We start from the raw sequence: 2,995 nt of genomic DNA, 5'->3' as shown, positions 1-2,995 counted from the left end.
GGGGGTGCTCGGTGGCGGCGGGGGGGGGGCTGGGGGGGTGCGGCGCTGGGCCTGGCGCGCGGGGTCGGCGGCGCGCGGCCGTCGCCGTGTCGGGGCGGCCTGACCTTCAGACTCTTTCAACCAGTCGGTCTTTATGCTTGGATCGACTGCGGAGAGAGATGCGTGCCTTCGACGACGCACAACGAATCGCGGCGTGCCCGGCGCCGCACCACCCGTGCCGTGAGCACGATCCGCACCAGCGGGTCGGGCCCGATCGACGTGATGGTGCTCGACGTGTCGGCGACGGGCGTCCAGATCGTCACGCCGGCGCAGCTTTCGATCGGTCAGGAAATCAGCATCGGCCTGGCCGGCGCGGGCGCCACGCGCGCGTTCGTCGCGCGCCGTGACGGCGATCGCTACGGCTGTGCGTTCGATGCGCCGATCGGGCCGGAAGCGGCGGAACGCGCTTTCTCCAATGCGCCCGTGATCCGGCTCGGCCAGCGTGCGGCGGCGCCGGCGGCGGGGCAGGGCGGCGCGGACCTGCGCGAACTGTATCAGCAGCACAGCTTCTGGCGCGTCCCCATCGACGCCGTGCTGGTCATGCTCGGCATGATCGGGCTCGGCGTGATGGGCTGGCTGTACCTGATCTGATCGCGCCCGGGCCTCAGCGCCCGAGCATGTGATCCACCAGCGCGCCGAGTGTCGCAAAGCCGCTCGGGCGCATGCCGCTCGCGGGCTCGCGCGACGAAGCGGGGACCAGCGCGCGTCCGAACCCCAGCTTGGCGGCCTCCTTCAGGCGCAGGGCGGCATGCGCCACCCCGCGCACCTCGCCCGACAGCGCCACTTCGCCGAACGCGACCGCGTTTGCCGGCACCGGCCGCTCGGCCAGCGCCGAGACGAGCGCGGCCGCGACCGCCAGGTCCGCGCCCGGATCGGTGATGCGATAGCCGCCCGACACGTTCAGATAGACCTCGCAGGTCGAAAAGCTCAGGCCGCAGCGCGCCTCCAGCACCGCCAGGATCATCGCCAGCCGCCCGCTGTCCCAGCCGACCACCGCGCGGCGCGGGGTCGCCCCGCTCGCCAGCCGCACCACCAGCGCCTGGATCTCGACCAGCACGGGCCGCGTGCCCTCGATCGCCGGAAACACGGTCGCGCCGGCAATGCCCTCGTCGCGGTCGGTCAGGAACAGGGCGGATGGGTTCGCGACCTCGGTCAATCCCTGTTCGGCCATGGCAAACACCCCGATCTCGTCGGTGCCGCCAAAGCGGTTCTTCACCGCGCGCAGGATGCGATACTGGTGACTGCGCTCGCCTTCGAAGCTCAGCACCGTGTCGACCATATGCTCCAGCACGCGGGGGCCCGCGATCGTCCCGTCCTTGGTGACGTGGCCCACCAGGATCAGCGCGGTGCCGCGATCCTTGGCATAGCGGATCAGCTCCTGCGCGGATGCGCGCACCTGGCTGACCGTGCCAGGCGCGCCTTCGATCAGGTCCGAATGCATCGTCTGGATCGAATCGATCACGAGCAGGGCCGGCGGCGCGCCCGTGTCGAGCGTGGTCAGGATGTCGCGTACCGAGGTCGCCGTGGCCAGCTGCACCGGCGCGCCGCCCAGCCCCATCCGCCGCGCGCGCAGCCGTACCTGATCGGCCGCCTCCTCGCCCGAAATATAGGCGACGCGCGCGCCCGCGCCCGCCAGCTTTGCCGCCGCCTGCAGCAGCAGGGTCGATTTGCCGATGCCCGGATCGCCGCCGATCAACGTCGCCGACCCCGCCACCAGCCCGCCGCCGAGCGCGCGATCGAGCTCGGCGATGCCCGTCACCAGCCGGTCGGGCAGCGCCACGTCACTGTCGAGTCCGGCGAGCGCGAAGGCGCGGCCACCGGTGCGCAGGTCGTGCTTCGCCGCGAACGGGGTCACAACCCCGCCGGTCTCCTCGACCAGCGTGTTCCACTCGCCGCAATCGACGCACTGCCCCTGCCATTTGCTCGCGACCGAGCCGCACAGCTGGCATACGAAACGGCGTTGCGGCTTGGCCATCCTGCTCCCCTGACTTGAACGAAGCGGGAACATAGCGCGGCGCGACGGCTGCCGCAATTGCCGGCTGCGCGCAGGACAGGCGCGGGGCGGCTCAGCCGAGCGCGCGGTCGATCGCGCCAGCCAGATCGCGCTGCTGGAACGGCTTCTTCAGCACCTGCGCGTCCGCGTGATCGCGATCGAGGCCGGCGCTGCCGTAGCCCGTCGAAAAGAAGAACGGCACGCCCCGCGCGCGCAGAACGTCGGCCACTTCGAACGAAGGCCGCCCGTCGAGGTTGATGTCGAGGATGGCGAGGTCAATCGCGGCGGTCCGTGCCGCCGACAGCGCATCGGGCAGCCGCATCGCGACCTCGACGACCTCATGCCCCATCTCGGACACCATGTCCTCCAGCATGAAGGCGATGGTCATCTCGTCCTCGACGATCAGGATGCGCAGCGTCATGTGCCGCGCTTCCCGTCGAGCGGCGCGTCGATCCGGCAGACGAGCCCCGTCGGCGCGAAGTCGAGCGTGACCTCCGCGCGCATCTCGCCCGCCAGCCCGCGCTCGATCAGCCGCGATCCGAACCCGCGACGGCGGGGCGGGGCGCAAGGCGGGCCTCCGCTCTCGCGCCATTCGAGCACGAGCCGCGGCTCGTCGCGTTCGATCACGTCCCAGCTGACCGTCACCGTGCCCGTCTCGCCCGACCAGGCGCCATATTTGGTGGCGTTGGTGCCCAGCTCATGCACCGCGAGCGTGAGCGCGAGCGCGGTCTTGGGCGTGATTTCCGCATCCGGCCCGCGGATCGTGCAGCGATCTTCGGGGCAGCCGGGTTTTACCGCCTGCTCGACGACGCCGCGCAGCGACGCGCCGGTCCAGCGGTCGCCCGTCAGCAGATCGGTCGCCTGCCCCAGCGCCACCATTCGCGCGGCGAAGCGCTCGCGCGCCTGCGCGATATCGCCGCCGTCGCGGAACGTCTGCATCGCGATCGCCTGCGTCATCGCCAG

4 protein-coding genes are annotated in these 2,995 nt (G+C 71.5%); 1 reads left to right on the top strand and 3 read right to left on the bottom strand.

Translation table 11 applies throughout. The features are described 5' to 3' along the window. The first annotated feature begins 162 nt into the window (after window positions 1-162). A complete protein-coding gene (locus ACOJSF_RS13470; protein WP_420142709.1) occupies window positions 163-630 on the top strand; it encodes a PilZ domain-containing protein in 468 nt (155 codons plus the stop codon). Window positions 631-643: 13 nt separating this feature from the next. Here the strand turns inward: ACOJSF_RS13470 and radA are convergent, their stop codons facing one another. The 3 genes from radA to ACOJSF_RS13455 form a co-directional block, all read right to left on the bottom strand. Further along, entirely contained in the window at window positions 644-2,014 is a 1,371-nt protein-coding gene (gene radA / locus ACOJSF_RS13465; RefSeq protein WP_420142708.1) for a DNA repair protein RadA, read from the bottom strand. 91 nt (window positions 2,015-2,105) lie between these two features. Further along, complete coding sequence (locus ACOJSF_RS13460; protein WP_420142707.1) at window positions 2,106-2,453, bottom strand: response regulator; 348 nt, start codon at window positions 2,451-2,453, stop codon at window positions 2,106-2,108. Beyond that, the coding region (locus tag ACOJSF_RS13455; protein WP_420142706.1) for a sensor histidine kinase at window positions 2,450-2,995 on the bottom strand (546 nt) is incomplete at its 5' end. The genes ACOJSF_RS13455 and ACOJSF_RS13460, both read right to left, overlap by 4 nt.

The organism is Sphingomonas sp. (genome assembly GCF_048594985.1).
GTDB lineage: Bacteria > Pseudomonadota > Alphaproteobacteria > Sphingomonadales > Sphingomonadaceae > Sphingomonas_I.
This window is presented reverse-complemented; position numbering and strand designations above follow the sequence as displayed.

Bases quoted from the DNA above. Each gene is read 5' to 3' on its own strand.
- radA (WP_420142708.1), bottom strand. From the start codon at position 2,014: ATGGCCAAGCCGCAACGCCGTTTCGTATGCCAGCTGTGCGGCTCGGTC.
- ACOJSF_RS13460 (WP_420142707.1), bottom strand. From the start codon at position 2,453: ATGACGCTGCGCATCCTGATCGTCGAGGACGAGATGACCATCGCCTTC.